A 15,460-nucleotide genomic window follows, 5' to 3' on the forward strand; every position below is an offset into this window, starting at 1 on the left:
AAATGCCAATGGTACGGCAGTTCAATCAAGACGATTACTTTGGTGAAGAAGGCATGCCGGAGCATGCCCCCAAAAGTGGAACCGGTTTTGGGATCAAGGCATGCGAAAAACAAAGAGATTGAGCATTTCCAGTTTAAACTGAAACATTGGAAATGCTCTAACGACAAGCTGATTGCGGCACGCTCTCAACAATAGTTAAGGCGCGCCACCCGCAAACTACTCTGTCGGCTGCTCTTCCGCTGTCAGCAGCAGCTTGTCGATCCGACGCCCGTCAAGATCGACAATTTCAAACACCCATCCGTGCTTGACGAATGTTTCGCCCACATCTGGCAGATGCTTCATTTCCTCAAGCGCCAGCCCGGCAACAGTATTGTATTCCGCATCGTCGTCTATCGGGAACCGCAGAAACTCGGAGAACTCGTCAATCGGCATCCAGCCCGAAACGAGATAGGAACCATCCGCACGGCGCACGATTGCCTTTTCCTCGACGTGATCTTCATCCTGCATCGCGCCGATAATGGCCTCGATCACGTCGCCCGCAGTAATCACACCTTCAAAATGGCCGTACTCGTCATAGACAAGCACCATATGCGTCGGCGTACCGCGAATGGCTTCCACCACGTCAAGCGCATCGGAAAAATCCGACACGACCGGAACGTCCCGCACGATGTCGCGCAGATTGACGCTGCCTTTCGAGGAGAGCTGATTGAAGAAGTCGCGCACCTGCAGGACGCCGATCACCTCGTCGGAATCCTCGCCGCGCACCGGAAGCCGTGACCGGCTTGTATTCTGCAACTGTTCGCGGATTTCATCGAAGCTATCGTCTATATCGACCATTTCGACATCCATGCGCGGCGTCATCAACCCGCGCGCCGTCCGGTCGGCCAGGCGCATCACGCCTGCGATCATACGGGATTCCCCCGTCTCGATCACGCCTGCACTATGCGCTTCGGCAAGCACGGACTTGATCTCTTCGTCGGTCACTCCGTCGCTTGTCTTACCCGACTGGCCGAGCAGCTTCAGCACCAGACGGCCCGAAGTATCGAGGAGCCAAACCAAAGGTGCCGCCAGCCTGGACAATAGCGTCATCGTCGGGGCGACGCGGCTTGCAACGGCTTCCGGCTCACGCAGCGCGATCTGCTTGGGCACGAGTTCGCCAACGATCAGCGACAGATAGGTGATGAGCACCACAACCGAACCGACGCCGAGCGCATCGGCAAGGGCTGGCGATAAACCTTGTCCCAGAAGCCAACCCGATAGGCGTGCGCCAAGCGTCGCGCCGGAAAATGCACCCGACAGAATGCCTACCAGCGTTATGCCGATCTGGACGGTGGACAGGAAACGGCCGGGATTATCGGCAAGCTCGATGGCCATGCGGGCGCCGCGGCTGCCCTTGTCGGCCAATACCCTCAGTCGTGCCGGACGGGAGGAAACCACTGCGAGTTCCGACATGGCGAGAACGCCATTGAGGATCGTCAACAGCACGACCGTAATTATTTCAAAGTACAAAACTGCCCCTCGGGATCAGATAATCGGAATATAATGATAGAAAGGAACCGCCCCTCTTTCCAGAGGCGGCCGCATAAAATACTGCGATACTGGCAGATTTGCAGTAGTTATTCGCTCTCTTCTGGCCGGTGGCGCCCGCCTTTTCTCTTCTTTCCAGTAAATGATTCATAATGCAGGTAAAACCGTAAAACCACCGTCTGGTCAGGCCAATTAGGTCTAATAGTCCAAATTCAGGTGAGCCTGCCAGCTATGCAGCGGGTTTTTTACCGCTCGCGCAAAATTGGCTTGACCAGAAACCAGCAGGCTTCTACTTCTTCCATTCATAGGTGACGAAACTTTGCGCGAGGGAGGAAGCGCGATGGGAGGATTGCCGTCAGCGACAGCGCGCGCCGATACCGCGCCTATCTTGCTCAAGCTGGATTCCGTTTCCAAAGAATTTCCGGGCGTCAAAGCCCTGTCGAATGTCAGCTTCGAATTGCGGGCGGGCGAAGTTCATGCCGTCTGCGGCGAAAATGGCGCGGGCAAATCGACCCTGATGAAGATCGTCAGCGGCGTCTATCAGCCGGATGGCGGGACGATCCATTATCGCGACCAACCTGTCCGTTTTGCCTCGACACTTGAATCGGAAGCGGCGGGCGTTGCCATCATCCATCAGGAACTGAACCTCGTTCCGCATTTGAGCGTTGCCGAAAACATCTATCTTGCACGCGAGCCGAAACGCGGCTTCTTCGTCGATCGTCGCAAGCTGAAGCAGGACGCGCAGCACTGCCTCGACCGGCTTGGCGTCAAGATCGACCCGTCCGCGCAGGTGCTGAACCTGTCAGTCGCACAATGCCAGATGGTTGAGATCGCCAAGGCACTATCGCTCAATGCCTCTGTCCTCATCATGGACGAGCCGACCTCCTCGCTAACCGAACAGGAAGCGCAGCTTCTGTTCAAGGTCATCCGCGAACTGAAAGCGCAAGGCACCGGCATCGTCTATATTTCGCACCGTCTCGATGAAATGGCGGAGATCGTCGACCGCGTCACCATCCTGCGCGACGGACGCTATGTCTGGACCAAGGACTTTGACGCTGTGACCGTCGATGAAATCGTAGCCGGGATGGTCGGGCGCTCGCTTGATGAAAAATTTCCGGAACCGACAAGAAAACCAACGGAGGAAGTGATTTTCTCCGTCGCCGGACTGACGCGGAACGGCCTCTTCGAGAATATCGGCTTTGAACTCAAGCGCGGAGAAATCCTCGGCTTTGCCGGACTGATGGGTGCGGGGCGCACGGAAGTAGCGCGCGCTATTTTCGGCGCCGATCCGCACGATGCCGGAACCATCGTGCTCGAAGGCGAAACGCTTTCCATCTCCAGCCCCCGCGACGCCATCGAGGCAGGCGTCGCCTATCTGTCGGAAGACCGCAAGGCGCAGGGACTGGCGGTCAAGATGCCAGTCGATGCCAATCTCACGCTCGCCAATATGGAAGCGATCAGCAGCGCCTATGGCGTGATCGATTTCGAGCGGCAACGACAGGCGAGCCAGCGTTATGTCGATCTTCTCAATATCAAGACGCCGGGGCTGGCCCAGCCCGTTCGACTGCTTTCGGGCGGCAATCAGCAGAAGATCATCATCGGCAAATGGCTGTTCCGCGAACCGCGTATCATGTTCTTCGACGAGCCGACGCGAGGCATCGATGTCGGTGCAAAATTTGCGATCTACCAGATCATGGACGAACTCGCCGCAAGGGGTATCGGCATTGTGCTGATTAGTTCGGAACTGCCGGAAATTCTGGGGCTTTCGGACCGCGTTGCGGTCTTTCACGAGGGACGCATCACCGCCGTCCTGAACACGGCTGCGACATCGCAGGAAGAAATCATGACTTATGCCTCCGGTCGGGGCCGGCAGGACAAATGAGGACGCAGTAATGGCCGAAATCACTACGGACAAGCCCCAGCAGACGGCAAAATCCAAGGGGCTCAGCGACCGTCAGAAGGATATCATCCAGAAATTTGCGGCTGTCGGCAGCCTTATCATTCTGGCGGCGATCTTTTCCGTCACCAGCAGCGCCTTCATGACCGTCAACAATGCGATGACCATCGCCTTGCAGGTGACCTCGATCGCGTTTCTCGGCATCGGCGCAACCTATGTCATCATAACCGGCGGCATCGATCTTTCGGTCGGCTCGGTTCTGGCGCTTGCCGGTGTGGTAGCAGCTCTTGCGGTCAAGGACCTTTCGCTGCCCATCCCGCTCGCCATGTTGCTCGGCATATTGACGGGATCGCTCTGCGGCCTCATCAACGGCGTCGTCATCACAAAACTCAAACTGCCACCCTTCATTGCCACGCTCGGTATGATGCTGATTGCGCGCGGTGTCGCTCTTCAGATCACCGGTGCGCGCGCCGTCTCCGGCCTTGGCGAATCCTTCGGCGTGCTGGGCAACGGCTCGCTGTTTCGCATCGAGAGCATTGACGAACAGGGCTTTCCGGTCGTCACCTTTCCCGGCATCCCCTACCCGGTGGTGCTGATGATTGTGATCGCGATTGCGGCAGCACTCGTGTTGAATCGCACCGTACTTGGTCGCCATATCTATGCCATCGGATCGAATGCCGAGGCTGCGCGGCTTTCGGGCGTCAACGTCGCCCGCGTAACGGCCTTCACCTATGTCGTATCGGGAACACTGGCTGGCCTGACGGGCTGTGTTCTCATGTCCCGCCTCGTGACTGCACAGCCAAATGAAGGCGTCGCCTATGAGCTCGACGCCATTGCGAGCGCGGTCATCGGCGGCACTTCGCTCATCGGCGGCGTAGGTACGATTTCGGGCACGTTCATCGGTTCGTTCGTCATCGGAATCCTGCGGAACGGCCTCAACATGAACGGCATTTCCGCTTTCACACAGCAGATCATCATCGGCCTCGTCATTCTGGTCACCGTATGGATCGACCAGATGCGCAACCGTCGATGAGAGGGGAGACGGAATGCGTCAGGCATTCCGGAAAAGGGTAGAGCCAAGAGCTCGATAACAGGAGGAAAACATGCGTAAACTGGTTTCTGCATTGATGGCTTCGGCCTTTGTGCTTGCGGGGGCGGCAGGCGCTTCGGCGGGCGAAATCGCCGTTATCGTCAAGACCGTGAATTCGACTTTCTGGCAGAACGTTCAGAAGGGTGCCGAAGCTGCGATCAAGGATTCCAAGGATCACACCATGACCTTCCAGGGTCCGGCGGCTGAATCGGCCATCGCCGATCAGGTGAACATGGTGGAAAATGCCGTGAACCGCAAAGTGGATGCAATCCTTCTTGCCCCATCCGATCCGGATGCGCTGACACCTGCCGTGAAGAAAGCGTGGGAAGCCCGCATTCCGGTCGTCATCATCGACTCGCAGCTCGCCGATGGCGCCGACAAATACTACCAGTCGTTCCTCGCCACCGATAACCGCAAGGCTGGTGAAGCGGCAGCCAAGGCCCTGATCGACAAGGCCGGTACGACCGGCAAGATCGCCGTCATGTCCTATGTTGCGGGCGCTGGCTCGGAAATCGGTCGCGTCGGCGGCTTCGTGGATTACATCAAGGCCAATTCCAAGCTGGAAGTCGTCGGCCCTTACTACTCGCAATCGCAGATGGCGACGGCGCTCAACCAGACCACCGACGTTCTGGCAGCCAATGGCGACCTCGTCGGCATCTTCGGTGCCAATGAACCGACAGCCATCGGCATGGGTCGCGCGATCAAGCAGGCAGGCAAGTCCGGCAAGCTGACTGCCATCGGCTTCGACGGCAATCAGGACCTGCAGGAATTCGTCAAGGACGGCACGCTCAATGCCATCGTCGTTCAGGGTTCCTACCAGATGGGCGAAAAGGGCATCGAAACCCTGTTGAAGGTGCTGAACAAGGAAAAGGTCGAGAAGGTCGTCGATACGGGCGCTGTCGTCGTCACCAAGGACAATATCGACCAGCCGGAAGCCAAGAACGTGCTTTACTAGAGCGCATCCCGAAAAGTGTGAAACGGTTTTCGGAAAAGATGCGCGTAAAAACAAAAGATTAGAGCGCCGATCTGATCCAATCAGATCAGCGCTCTAAAACACGGCAACAAAGCTGCATGAAAAAGGGAGGTTTAACGCCTCCCTTTTTTGTTTCAGTTGTTCGGCCTATTCCGCCGCTGAATAATGCCCCTGATCCAGCCCGGCCTGGGCAATATGCAGGCGCTTGTAGCGTCCGTCCTTCATAGCCAGAAGCTCGGCATGACTTCCCTGTTCGGCAATCCGCCCGCCTTCCACCACCAGAATGCGGTCGGCATTGACGATGGTTGCAAGGCGATGTGCGATCACCAGCGTCGTGCGCCCCCGCGAAAGCTCGGCGAGCGATTGCTGGATGGCACGTTCGGTTTCCGTATCGAGTGCGGAAGTCGCCTCATCGAGGATCAGGATCGGGGGGTTCTTCAGGAAGATGCGCGCAATGGCCATGCGCTGCTTCTGCCCGCCGGAAAGCTTGACGCCACGCTCGCCAATAACCGTGTCATAACCTTCCGGCAGATTGGCGATCACGCCATCAAGTCGCGCGCGGCGCGCAGCCTCGACGATTTCCGCGTCGGTCGCATCGAGACGGCCATAGGCGATGTTTTCGCGGATCGTTCCGGCGAACAGGAACACATCCTGACTGACAATACCGATATTCGACCGCAGAGACTTCAGGGTCATATCGCGAATGTCGATGCCGTCGGCAAGGATTGCGCCCTTCGTCACATCATAGAAGCGCGGTAGCAGCGAACAGATCGTCGTCTTGCCTGCACCGGAAGGACCAACGAAGGCAATCGTTTCGCCAGCACCAATGGAAATATCGAGACCGTCGACAATGGGGCGCTCGGTGCTATAGCCGAAACTGACATCGCGATAGTCAATATTGCCGGTCAGACGTGCAACGGACTGCGCACCGGGGCGGTCTGCAATATCCGGGCGCGTGTCGAGAAACTCCGTGTAGCGTTGAAAACCGGCAATGCCCTTCGGATAGGTCTCGATGACTGAATTGATCTTTTCAATCGGGCGGAAGAACACATTCACCAGCAGCAGGAAGCCGACAAATCCGCCAGCGGTCAGTTCGCCGCGCACCACGAACCAGGCGCCTGCCAGCATCACCACCACCTGCACAAAGCGCATCGACAGATAGGACAGCGACATCGATGCAGCCATGATCTTATAGGCGGCGAGCTTGGTGGTGAGATATTTGTTATTGCTCTCCGCGAAAAGCTGGCGTTCGTGATCTTCGTTCGTAAAGGCCTGAACGACGCGGATGCCGCCGACATTCTCCTCGATACGGGCGTTGAAATCGCCGACGCGCCGGTAAAGAGCGTGCCACGTGTTCGTCATGCGCCCGCCATAGCGGGCGGTGACATAGGCCGACAGCGGAACGATGACAGCAGTAATCAGCGCCAGCGGCGGATGCACCCACAGCATCAGGATGAAGGCGCCAATCAGGGTCATGATCGCGATGAAGACATCTTCCGGTCCGTGATGCGCCACTTCGCCGATCTCTTCCAGATCCTTGGTCAGTCGCGCCACAAGATGGCCGGTCTTCTGATTATCGAAGAAGCCGAAGGAGAGTTTCTGCAGATGATCGAAGGCCTTGCGGCGCATCTCCGTCTCGATCTTGATGCCAAGCATATGCCCCCAATAGGTCACGATGACCTGCAGGAAGGCATTGACGACGTAAATGGCCAGCAGGCCGACCGCGGCAATGGCGATCACGCCGAGCTGGCCGGTCGGCAATAGCTTGTCTATGAAAAGCGTAACGGCGACCGGAAAGGCAAGCTCAAGCAGGCCAGAGGCCACCGCGCTGGTAAAGTCCAGCGCGAACAGCCCACGATGCGGACGATAATATCCGGCAAAGCGTTTCAGCAATCCAGCCATGGCGTGGCTCCCTCAATATCTTTCAAAGGGTGCCTAACTCATTCATCTCCCTATTAAAAGGGTAATTTGACCAAAGAGTTCAAGATTTGAATGCTTCTGCTGCCTTTTGTCTGGAATTTCGCTATCCGGAATGATTTTCCTATGACGACCGCGTCATAATACGATCGTGGAAAATCATTCCCAAAACCATCATCGCAACGAACAACCAGACCTGCGGCAGCCCCATGGAAAGTGCGGACACGACAGGGCCGGGACAAAAGCCAGCCAACCCCCACCCCGCGCCGAAAATGGCAGAGCCGACAATCAGCCACCCGTCGATTTCGGTCTTTTCCGGCAGATGGAAAGACTGGTCCAGCACTGGCCGCGCCATACGCCGCTGCAGCATCACGCCGGGGACCGCCACCAGAAGAGCACCGCCGAGCACGAAGGCAAGGCTCGGGTCCCAATGGCCGCTGGTAACATTCAGGAAGCCCGTCACACGCGACGGATCGATCATGCCCGACAGAGACAGTCCAAAACCGAAGATCGCGCCCGCAAGCAGCGTCATGGCCAGACGCGCATATGCCGACTGTTTCATAGGAGTGCTCCCGAAATGCTGGCCACCACAATGCCGGTTACAAGAAAGGTGAGCGTTGCGGCTATCGACCGCCTGGAAAACCGCGCCATGCCGAGGATACCATGACCGGATGTGCAGCCCGATCCCATGCGGGTGCCGATACCGACCAGAAGTCCCGCCACGACAATAACGGGCCAGGACATGGCCATTGTGACCGGGGGGAAGGAACCATAGATCGCAGCATAGATGATCGGCCCCAGAACGAGGCCGACGACAAAGACCGCATTGGCTGGAATCTGTTTACCACCCAGAAGCCTTCCAACGATGCCGCTGATCCCGGCTATGCGCCCGTTGAACACGAGAAGCAGGACTGCGGAAAGGCCGAGCAGCATGCCACCCGCCAGCGATTGCAGATAGGTTGCAATCATGACCGGGCCTCCGGTGTGCAGAAAATGCCGTAGAGCGCCTCAATGAGCTGTGCGGCCTTGGCTTCCGTCAGCCGGTAAAAAATCTGCTTCGCATCACGGCGGGTTTCGACGATGCCCGCTTCTCGCAGCACGCCCAGTTGCTGCGACAGCGTCGGCTGGTGAATGCCGAGTACGCCTTCAAGCTCGCCGACGGAATATTCCCGCTCTGCAAGGGTGCAGGCCAGCATAAGCCGCGCCGGGTGCGACAGCGTCTTGAGAAGTTCGGCAACCTCGGTTGCCCGCCCCTCCATTTCCGTGCGCGTCATCTTGTTTTCTAGAGCGGGCGCGCCGCCCGAAGTCGCATCCATCCTGGCACCTCATCATCAGTATACAATTAAATATAACGTATATTGATTTTTACAAGAGGGACCAGATCAAAAAAGCCGCCGTTCAAAACTAAACGGCGGCTTTGAGCTTGGAGCGCCGATCTGATTGAATCAGATCGGCGCTCTAACTGTTTGTTTTAGCGCGCAACATATCCGAAAACCGTTTCACACGTTTCGGGATGCGCTCTAATTCCGGAGGAATGACTGAATGGCAGCCAGTTCCGTCTGGCGCAATTCGTGCCCGCCCGGATGCCAGACCAGCTCGACATTGGCTTGCTGGCGCTCGAAATAATGTGCAAGCGCTTCTGTCTGATCCGGGGGGCAGATAGGGTCCATCCGCCCGGCAGTCATCAGAATTTTCGTACCTTTAAGCGCCGGATTGTCCTTCGGCCTGAATGGCACCAGCGGATGCAGAAGTGCTGCTTTGTCGAACACCCCGCCTTTCTCGATCAGCAGGTTCGCCATGATATTGGCGCCGTTGGAATAGCCGAGCCCGATCACTTCGGATGGCTTGTGCTCAGCCACAAGTCCTGCGATGAAATCGGCCATCTTGTCGGTAGCGCGAGCAAGGTCTTCCATATCGTAGACGCCCTCGCCCGTCCGACGGAAGAAGCGTGCGGCGCCATATTCCGAAACGTCACCGCGTGGCGACACAATGGTCGCTTCCGGCAAAAGCTGTTCCGCCAGGCCGAAAAACTGGTTCTCATCGCCGCCCGTACCGTGAAACACGATGAAGAGCGGCGCTCCGTTCGCACCGGCCTTCAGCCGGTGCTCATAGGTTTGGATGGTCATGTTCGATCTCCTGTCCCGACCTCTTCAGATCTTGTCCAGATGCTCTTCGAGATAGCCGCGCAGATGCTGGTGCTGCTCCGGCAACTTCAGCGCTTCGCCGAGATGGGCCGTATCCTCGTCGCGGTCGAAACCGGGTTCGTTGGTCGCCACCTCGAACAGCACGCCGCCCGGCGTGCGGAAATAGATTGCCCAGAAGTAATCGCGGTCGATGACCGGCGTGACGTGATAGCCCGTATCCATCAGCGCCTTACGCACTTCCAACTGCTTCTCTCGGTTTTCGACGGCAAATGCCACATGGTGCACGGAACCGGCGCCCTGCTGGTTGCGAGCAACCGCTGGCAGGGTTTCCAGATCGATGACGCCCGCGCCATTGCCTTCCGGCATGATGAGACGAGTGACACCGTCCTTCGCATCGAGCTTCTGGTATCCCATATATTTCAGCAGTTCCGAGGTCGCGCCTTCGTCGCGAAGCCGCATCGAGACAGAATGAAAGCCACGGATGGCGTGATCGGCATCGATCCCTTCATGCTCCCAAGGCGCACGCGGGTCGTCCTTCACTTCAACCAGGGCAAAGCTGTCGCCATCCGGTCCACGGAAATGGATACGCTTTTCGCCGAACGCCTCATCTTCGGATTCCACCTTGACGGCGGATTGCTCGAAACGATCCTTCCAGAAGCCGAGCGAACCCTGCGGCACGGCAAATACAGTCGTCCCCACCTCGCCAGTGCCGTCGCGTCCACGCGGCATGCCGGGAAATGGGAAATAGGTCATGACGGTGCCGGGCGTGCCCAGTTCATCGCCATAATAGAGATGATAGACACTCGGATCATCGAAATTGACTGTCTTCTTGACGCGGCGCAGTCCCAGAACATCGGTGAAAAAGCGGTTGTTGGAACGCGCATCGGCGGCAAGCGAGGTAACGTGGTGGAGGCCCTTGATCTGATTAAGCATGGCTATCTCTCCTGTTGTGTTACCACCAATATAGCCATCAGCATGAGTATTGAAATATTGACAATCATGCACAGATTGTATCGATTTCAGATACAGTTGCAGGGGGTGGCGATTTCCATCTGGACGTAGCACTCATTCAAAGTTTAGCTACGTGCAACAGCAATATAGAAAGGTTCCCCATGGCGTCCGGCTTGTTCGCGCTTCTCGATGATGTCGCAGCCATTGCGAAAATGGCGGCAGCTTCGCTCGATGACGTTGCAGGACAGACGGCAAAGGCCAGCGCCAAGGCGGCAGGCATCGTGATAGACGATACGGCCGTCACACCCAAATACGTCGTGGGGCTTAAGCCGGAACGTGAGTTGCCGGTCATCTGGAAAATCACCAAGGGATCGCTGCGCAACAAGCTTATCTTCCTGCTGCCGCTGGCGCTCATCCTCGGCTATTTCGCCCCCTCCTTCATCATGCCGCTTCTGATGATCGGCGGCGTATATCTGGCTTTTGAAGGAACGGAAAAGCTGGTGGAGTTCTTCATCCCGCACAAGGAAGAGGAGCATGAGGAAACCAAGGGCACTACCGCCAAGGAGATCGAGGAAACAACCGTCAGCGGCGCGATCCGCACGGACTTCATCCTGTCAGCGGAAATCATGGCGCTGACGCTTGCGGGTCTGGCTCCGTCGAGCATTTACACGCAGGCGGCCATCCTCGCAGCCGTCGGCATATTGATCACCTTCGCCGTTTATGGCGTGGTCGGCATCATCGTGAAGCTCGACGATATGGGCGTTTCGCTTGTGCGCAACAGTCATACGGCTTTTGGCAGGCAGCTCGGCAAGGGGCTGGTTGCGGGCATGCCCATCATATTGAAGGTTCTGAGCACTGTCGGCACCATCGCCATGCTCTGGGTCGGCGGCAGCATCATCGTACACGGGCTGGATTCCATCGGCATCCATAGCGTTGAAGCCTTCATCCATTCCATCGTCTCGCACCTGCCAACCGAAGGCACCCGGTTTTCAGCCGCCTTCGAATGGATTGCCACGTCCTTCCTGCAGGCCGTGCTCGCCATCCTGATCGGCATTGTCGTTGTGATTGCCGTCAACATCTTCAAGGCCCTGAAAGAAAAGGCCTAGAGCGCGTTTCGATCTGTTTGTTTTCACGCATGTCTTTATCCCGAAACCGGTTCCCACTTTCGGGAGCCATGCTCTAACTTCATGCCAGATAGCGTTTGAACCATTCGATTGTCCGGTCCCATGCGAGCTTCGCCGCCGCTTCATCGTAGCGTGGCGTGGAATCGTTATGGAAGCCGTGATTGACGCCCGGATAGATATAAGCCTCGTAAGTCTTGCCGTTCTTTTTCAATGCTTCCTCATAGGCGGGCCAGCCCTCGTTGATGCGCGTATCGAGTTCGGCATAGTGCAATAGCAGCGGCGCCTTGATGCGCGGCACTTCATCCGCCGGAGCCTGCCTGCCATAGAAAGGCACGGCGGCTGCGAGTTCCGGAAAGGCCACCGCCGCCGCATTGGCAACACCGCCGCCATAGCAGAAGCCGGTAATGCCGACCTTTCCGGTCGTCAGATCGCTTTTCATCATGAAATCGACCGCCGCAAAGAAGTCGTTCATCAGCTTGGTCGGATCGACCTGCTGCTGTAATTCGCGGCCCTTGTCATCGTTACCGGGATAGCCCCCGACCGAAGTGAGGCCATCGGGCGCAAGCGCGATGAAACCGGCCTTTGCAACCCGACGGGCGACATCTTCGATATAAGGATTGAGGCCCCGGTTTTCATGCACCACCACCACGGCAGGCAGCTTGCCTTGCAGTTTGGCCGGTTTCACCAGATAAGCGCGAACCTCCCCATTTCCTTCCGGTGACGGATAGGAGATATATTCGGGATGGATATCGGGATCGGTGAATTCGACCTGTTGCGCCATCGCATAATCAGGACTGAGCGAGGCTTGTATGGTTGTTGCCGTCATGGTGCCGACCGCAAATTTTGCGGCCCGGTCCAGAAACTCGCGTTTGGTTATCCGGCCATGGGCATAGAAATCGTAGAGTTCGAGAAGTTCTTGCGGGAAATCCTTCGCCGTCAGACGTGTCATGGTCAGCCCTTCCTCTCAAAGAAGGCCAGTTTAACACAGGGTGAAACAGCGTAAACGCCAGTGTGGCGAATCCGAAATTCGTATCACTCTGGAGCCGGGTTGCGAACGAATTTCGGATTCAAAGCCACACTAGGAACCCAATAAATCTCGCGTGGTTTGCGGATTTGAAGTTCCTGGACGATGACGCCATGCAAATGACAGGAACTTCAAATCCACCACACTAGCCGTCCCGCACCCCGAGAGGTGCGGGACAAAGGCAATCAGCGATAGACGATACCACCGTCCGTCAGGATGGCCTGACCGGTGATGTAGTCGGAATCCGGGCTTGCGAGGAACGACACCAGAGCCGCCACATCGTCCGGCGTCTGGGCGCGGCCAAGCGCGATCCCTTCCACATATTTCTTGTAGGTCTCACCTTTCGGCGCACCGGTAATTTCCGAGAAGCGCTCATCAATCTCGACCCACATATCGGTGCCGACAATGCCGGGGCAATAAGCGTTCACGGTGATCCCGGCGCTCGCATATTCCTTGGCCGCAGCCTGGGTCAGCGCACGCACCGCGAACTTTGTCGCCGAATAGACGCCCAGCATCGCAAACCCGTCATGGCCTGCAATGGAAGAGGCATTGATGATCTTGCCCTTCTGCTTGCGTGCCTTGAACTTGGCAGCCGCTGCCTGAATGCCCCACAGAACCCCATCGACATTGATGCGGAAAATCCGCTCGACCTCTTCAGGCTTGACGTCGGCTATGGGTTGAACCTGCGCGATACCGGCATTGTTGACGATGACATCGAAACCGCCAAGCGACTTTTCCGCATGGTCAATCGCAGCATAGACATCGTCGCGCTTGCTGACATCGGCAGAGAAGGTGGATGCCTTGCGACCCAGCGCCTCGACCTCCTTCTTGACCGCATCCAGCTTGTCGGCCTTCAGGTCGACCAGCGCGATATCGAAGCCGTCCTTGGCCAACCGCAGCGCAATACCGCGTCCAATGCCCTGTGCTGCGCCCGTAACCAGAGCAACTTTACCGTTTACCGACATGATTCATCCTTTCCTGAGTGATTGGTGAATGGCAATGCATCGCGTCCCATCAGCAATATGGAACACGCGCCTGCCCCGTCACCCCCAAGTCAACTCCCATCAGGATCAGATTTCATTGATTGCGATCAAGATCGCTAAATTAGCACTCTAAAAAGCGAAAGCCCGGCGAAAACCGGGCTTTTTCAATGGATTATGCCTGTGAAGGTCAGATATTCGGCTCGAGCTTCCCCTTTGCCTTTATCCCGCCCTTGCCCTTGGCCGTGAGCTTGTCGATATAGGCGAGGAACAGCGCCGAGAACACGAATGCCAGATGGATGATGGTGAACCACATCAACTGGCTCGACGTGTAGGTGGTGGCGTTGAGGAATATCTGCAGCAGATGGATCGATGAAATTGCAACGATGGTCGAGGCAACCTTGATCTTGAGCGAACCTGCATCGATGGTGCCAAGCCAGTGCACCTCGTCGCCGGCCTGATCGAAGCGACTGACAAAATTCTCGTAGCCAGAGATAATGACCATCACCACGAGGCTGGCGATCAGCGCCGCATCGATAAGTCCGAGGACTTTCAGGATCGTGTCGGTATCATTCAGCGCGGTAACTTTCGTTGCAAAATCGAACAGCTTGCCTACGAAGGATACGGCATAGATTGCCAGCGCAACGGCGAGGCCAAGATAGAAAACCACCAAGAGCCAGCGCGACGCCAGAATGATATTTTCGATCAGAAGTTCAATTCGTTTCATCGATCCGTTTCCAGGTAATCATGCCGACACCTCTTAAAAAACTGCGCGCTTTTCGCAAGCGCCGCAGACATTGAATGATGTGCAAAAGTAGGATCGCGACTGCTTTCTTGCAATATCAGCTTTCGTCTGCTGCTTGCAGCAATTCCAGTGCGAGCTTTCGCGCACCCGCAGAAATATCGGGATTGAAGACCAGCCAGTAACCCTTGTCGCTCGTCTGCGACACCTCGCAAGCATGAACAAGCTGTCCGCGCTGCACGGCCCCGTCGATCAGCCCCGCCCAGCCAAGCGCCACGCCCTGATCGGCAATGGCTGCCTCGATCACCAGATTATAGGTATTGAAGACCAGCCCGTAATTGCCGTCCTCTATATCCTCACCGATAGCATCGAGCCATGACTGCCATGTGAACCAGCGATCGCCCTGCAACGTATCCAGATGCAGAAGCGAAGCGGCGCCGAGCCGTTTCCCATCCGGAAACGGGCCATGCTCGGCAAGATAGGTCGGCGAACAGACCGGCACGACTTTTTCGCTGATGAAGGCGATGGCGTCCTTCGGAAAATCCTCCCGCCCGCCGAAAAGGACCGCAATATCCGCGTCGCGCCGGTCGAGCGGCTGAAGCATGGACGAGGCCGTGATGCGTACATCCACCTCCGGATGTTTCGGGCGAAACTGCGCAACACGCGGCATCAGCCAGAATGTCGCGAAGCCATAGTCGGTCGCGATCCGCAGTCCCGGCGCGCGCTGGCGGCGTTTGATCTGCTGCACCGCCTCATCGATTCCATCGAGACCGGAGCGCACGGCCTCATAAAGAATGCGCCCCTCCGGCAATATTTCGACGCCGCGGGCCCGCCGCGCGAATAGCGCAACGCCCAGACGCTCCTCGATGCGCTTTATCTGATAGCTGACCGCCGGTTGCGTCATGCCGAGTTCACGCGCTGCAAGGGTCAGATTTTCCAATCGTCCCACCGCTTCGAAAACGCCGAGGCTGCCAAGGTCCCAGGATGGAGAAACCATAAATACTTTCTATAGCTTCGATAAAAAATGAATGGGTTTTTCCTTAGCCTAAATGATGTTCTCCTTAAAGTAGGAACATAAGACATAACTGGTC

At 57.0% G+C, this 15,460-nt stretch carries 15 protein-coding genes; 4 read left to right on the forward strand and 11 right to left on the reverse strand.

Translation table 11 applies throughout. The features are described 5' to 3' along the window. Window positions 1–216: 216 nt before the first annotated feature. Entirely contained in the window at window positions 217–1,509 is a 1,293-nt protein-coding gene (locus F9K94_RS18585; RefSeq protein ID WP_151647568.1) for a hemolysin family protein, read from the reverse strand. 358 nt (window positions 1,510–1,867) lie between these two features. Here F9K94_RS18585 and F9K94_RS18590 point away from each other — a divergent pair, with 358 nt between their 5' ends. The 3 genes from F9K94_RS18590 (at window position 1,868) to F9K94_RS18600 (ending at window position 5,469) form a co-directional block, all read left to right on the forward strand. Then, entirely contained in the window at window positions 1,868–3,409 is a 1,542-nt protein-coding gene (locus F9K94_RS18590) for a sugar ABC transporter ATP-binding protein (RefSeq protein ID WP_151647570.1), read from the forward strand. Window positions 3,410–3,419: 10 nt separating this feature from the next. Beyond that, a complete protein-coding gene (locus F9K94_RS18595; RefSeq protein ID WP_140021091.1) occupies window positions 3,420–4,457 on the forward strand; it encodes an ABC transporter permease in 1,038 nt (345 codons plus the stop codon). Window positions 4,458–4,527: 70 nt separating this feature from the next. After that, window positions 4,528–5,469, forward strand: coding sequence for an ABC transporter substrate-binding protein (locus tag F9K94_RS18600; protein WP_061347770.1), 942 nt, complete (start codon window positions 4,528–4,530; stop codon window positions 5,467–5,469). 165 nt (window positions 5,470–5,634) lie between these two features. On the opposite strand, the gene F9K94_RS18605 is transcribed toward F9K94_RS18600, so the two are convergent. From F9K94_RS18605 to F9K94_RS18630, 6 genes are all read right to left on the reverse strand, one after another. Then, window positions 5,635–7,389: an ABC transporter ATP-binding protein gene (locus F9K94_RS18605; RefSeq protein ID WP_151647572.1), complete on the reverse strand. Its 1,755-nt coding sequence runs from the start codon at window positions 7,387–7,389 to the stop codon at window positions 5,635–5,637. A gap of 139 nt (window positions 7,390–7,528) precedes the next feature. Next, window positions 7,529–7,966, reverse strand: a complete 438-nt coding sequence (locus F9K94_RS18610; RefSeq protein ID WP_151647574.1) for a YeeE/YedE family protein — start codon at window positions 7,964–7,966, stop codon at window positions 7,529–7,531. Beyond that, on the reverse strand, window positions 7,963–8,373 hold the full coding sequence (locus F9K94_RS18615; protein WP_151647577.1) for a YeeE/YedE family protein: 411 nt from the start codon (window positions 8,371–8,373) through the stop codon (window positions 7,963–7,965). The genes F9K94_RS18610 and F9K94_RS18615 overlap by 4 nt, the downstream gene beginning before the upstream one ends. Next, a complete protein-coding gene (gene bigR / locus F9K94_RS18620; RefSeq protein ID WP_151647579.1) occupies window positions 8,370–8,720 on the reverse strand; it encodes a sulfite-sensing transcriptional repressor BigR in 351 nt (116 codons plus the stop codon). The genes F9K94_RS18615 and bigR overlap by 4 nt, the downstream gene beginning before the upstream one ends. A gap of 204 nt (window positions 8,721–8,924) precedes the next feature. Continuing rightward, window positions 8,925–9,530, reverse strand: coding sequence for an alpha/beta hydrolase (locus F9K94_RS18625; RefSeq protein ID WP_151647581.1), 606 nt, complete (start codon window positions 9,528–9,530; stop codon window positions 8,925–8,927). Between the two features lie 24 nt (window positions 9,531–9,554). Then, window positions 9,555–10,481 carry a VOC family protein gene (locus F9K94_RS18630; RefSeq protein WP_151647583.1) on the reverse strand — a complete coding sequence of 309 codons (927 nt, stop codon included), beginning with the start codon at window positions 10,479–10,481 and terminating at the stop codon, window positions 9,555–9,557. 179 nt (window positions 10,482–10,660) lie between these two features. Between F9K94_RS18630 and F9K94_RS18635 the strand changes: the two genes are divergently transcribed. Further along, window positions 10,661–11,605: a DUF808 domain-containing protein gene (locus tag F9K94_RS18635; protein ID WP_151647585.1), complete on the forward strand. Its 945-nt coding sequence runs from the start codon at window positions 10,661–10,663 to the stop codon at window positions 11,603–11,605. Between the two features lie 79 nt (window positions 11,606–11,684). Here F9K94_RS18635 and yghX read toward each other — a convergent pair whose 3' ends face one another. The 4 genes from yghX to F9K94_RS18655 form a co-directional block, all read right to left on the reverse strand. Further along, a complete protein-coding gene (gene yghX / locus F9K94_RS18640; RefSeq protein ID WP_151647587.1) occupies window positions 11,685–12,572 on the reverse strand; it encodes a YghX family hydrolase in 888 nt (295 codons plus the stop codon). Between the two features lie 260 nt (window positions 12,573–12,832). Beyond that, a complete protein-coding gene (locus F9K94_RS18645; RefSeq protein ID WP_151647589.1) occupies window positions 12,833–13,612 on the reverse strand; it encodes an acetoin reductase in 780 nt (259 codons plus the stop codon). Window positions 13,613–13,817: 205 nt separating this feature from the next. Continuing rightward, window positions 13,818–14,354, reverse strand: coding sequence for a TIGR00645 family protein (locus F9K94_RS18650; protein ID WP_151647591.1), 537 nt, complete (start codon window positions 14,352–14,354; stop codon window positions 13,818–13,820). 115 nt (window positions 14,355–14,469) lie between these two features. Continuing rightward, window positions 14,470–15,366, reverse strand: a complete 897-nt coding sequence (locus F9K94_RS18655; RefSeq protein WP_151647593.1) for a choline sulfate utilization transcriptional regulator — start codon at window positions 15,364–15,366, stop codon at window positions 14,470–14,472. Between the last annotated feature and the right edge of the window lie 94 nt (window positions 15,367–15,460).

The sequence above is a fragment of the Brucella tritici genome, assembly GCF_008932285.1.
GTDB lineage: Bacteria > Pseudomonadota > Alphaproteobacteria > Rhizobiales > Rhizobiaceae > Brucella > Brucella tritici.

Bases quoted from the DNA above. Each gene is read 5' to 3' on its own strand.
- F9K94_RS18645 (WP_151647589.1), bottom strand. From the start codon at position 13,612: ATGTCGGTAAACGGTAAAGTTGCTCTGGTTACGGGCGCAGCACAGGGC.
- F9K94_RS18635 (WP_151647585.1), top strand. From the start codon at position 10,661: ATGGCGTCCGGCTTGTTCGCGCTTCTCGATGATGTCGCAGCCATTGCG.
- F9K94_RS18630 (WP_151647583.1), bottom strand. From the start codon at position 10,481: ATGCTTAATCAGATCAAGGGCCTCCACCACGTTACCTCGCTTGCCGCC.
- bigR (WP_151647579.1), bottom strand. From the start codon at position 8,720: ATGGATGCGACTTCGGGCGGCGCGCCCGCTCTAGAAAACAAGATGACG.
- F9K94_RS18600 (WP_061347770.1), top strand. From the start codon at position 4,528: ATGCGTAAACTGGTTTCTGCATTGATGGCTTCGGCCTTTGTGCTTGCG.
- F9K94_RS18610 (WP_151647574.1), bottom strand. From the start codon at position 7,966: ATGAAACAGTCGGCATATGCGCGTCTGGCCATGACGCTGCTTGCGGGC.
- F9K94_RS18605 (WP_151647572.1), bottom strand. From the start codon at position 7,389: ATGGCTGGATTGCTGAAACGCTTTGCCGGATATTATCGTCCGCATCGT.
- F9K94_RS18650 (WP_151647591.1), bottom strand. From the start codon at position 14,354: ATGAAACGAATTGAACTTCTGATCGAAAATATCATTCTGGCGTCGCGC.
- F9K94_RS18590 (WP_151647570.1), top strand. From the start codon at position 1,868: ATGGGAGGATTGCCGTCAGCGACAGCGCGCGCCGATACCGCGCCTATC.
- F9K94_RS18655 (WP_151647593.1), bottom strand. From the start codon at position 15,366: ATGGTTTCTCCATCCTGGGACCTTGGCAGCCTCGGCGTTTTCGAAGCG.
- F9K94_RS18615 (WP_151647577.1), bottom strand. From the start codon at position 8,373: ATGATTGCAACCTATCTGCAATCGCTGGCGGGTGGCATGCTGCTCGGC.
- F9K94_RS18625 (WP_151647581.1), bottom strand. From the start codon at position 9,530: ATGACCATCCAAACCTATGAGCACCGGCTGAAGGCCGGTGCGAACGGA.
- F9K94_RS18595 (WP_140021091.1), top strand. From the start codon at position 3,420: ATGGCCGAAATCACTACGGACAAGCCCCAGCAGACGGCAAAATCCAAG.
- yghX (WP_151647587.1), bottom strand. From the start codon at position 12,572: ATGACACGTCTGACGGCGAAGGATTTCCCGCAAGAACTTCTCGAACTC.